This is a genomic window from Thiospirillum jenense (genome assembly GCF_014145225.1).
Lineage (GTDB): Bacteria > Pseudomonadota > Gammaproteobacteria > Chromatiales > Chromatiaceae > Thiospirillum > Thiospirillum jenense.
In genome coordinates, this window is record NZ_JABVCQ010000080.1 from 1 (window position 1) to 1,128 (window position 1,128).

The 1,128-nt window shown below is 41.5% G+C and carries 1 protein-coding gene; it reads left to right on the forward strand.

Going from position 1 to position 1,128, the window contains the following annotated elements; genetic code table 11:
* Positions 1-149: 149 nt before the first annotated feature.
* On the forward strand, positions 150-1,128 hold a 979-nt coding region (locus tag HUK38_RS14575), incomplete at its 3' end, for an IS481 family transposase (RefSeq protein ID WP_182585043.1).

Here is a 1,128-nt window from a genome sequence, read left to right on the forward strand (position 1 = left end):
TGTCGCGTCCCGTGCGATTATATTCCAAGACGTAATTATTCACTATTATTGGCACGAGAAGTTTTATTAACACTCTACAATGAAAATAAAATACTACTTTAACCACACATCAGGCAACCATTTTAATCATTTTTGTTAGGTCAAACATCATGCAAGTAGCACTGCATAAAAATGCGCGTACAACGCCCGCGGTTCGACGTGAATTACAATTGTCCAGTAAATCAAAATCTGACCGTGAATTAGCGCAAGAATACGGTCTTAATCGGGCGACGGTGCATAAGTGGCGAAATCGTGATAATACAAATGATGCATCACATTGCCCCCATCGACTGAAAACGACATTGAGTCCTGCGCAAGAAATTGTGGTTGTGCATTTGCGCCAAACATTATTATTATCATTAGATGATTTACTCGCAGTGACGCGGGAATTCATTAACGCTAATGTGTCGCGTTCGGGACTTGATCGGTGTTTGCGGCGTCACGGTGTTTCCAATCTCAAAGCACTGATGCCTAAAGCAGAAGATTCATCTAAGCCTTTGAAAAAGTTCAAAAATTATGAGCCAGGGTTCGTGCATGTTGACGTCAAATATTTACCGCAAATGCCTGATGAAACACATAGACGGTATTTATTTGTAGCCATTGATCGTGCCACACGATGGGTGTATTTAGAATTACTTGATGATAAAACTGCCGCATCAGCAAGCGCCTTCTTAAATCGTTTAACTGCACATGCACCATTTAAGATTGAATACGTTTTGACCGATAATGGTAAAGAATTTACTGATCGCTTTTGTGCGACTGGTGAACGCAAACCAACCGGGTTTCATGCGTTCGATCAACGCTGCACAGAGCATGGTATTCAACATCGTTTAATTACTCCAAGACGTCCGCAAACCAACGGTATGGTGGAGCGGTTTAATGGGCGTATTGCTGATGTGTTGGCAACCACTCATTTTAATTCCGCACATCAGTTAGAGCAAACTTTGATAAACTATGCGCGTGTGTATAATCATCAGATTCCGCAAAAAGCATTAGGGCATATTTCACCAGTTCAATCCTTGAAAAATTGGCAACGGCAATGCCCGGAACGTTTTAATAAACGTGTTTACAATCTTACGGGACTTGACA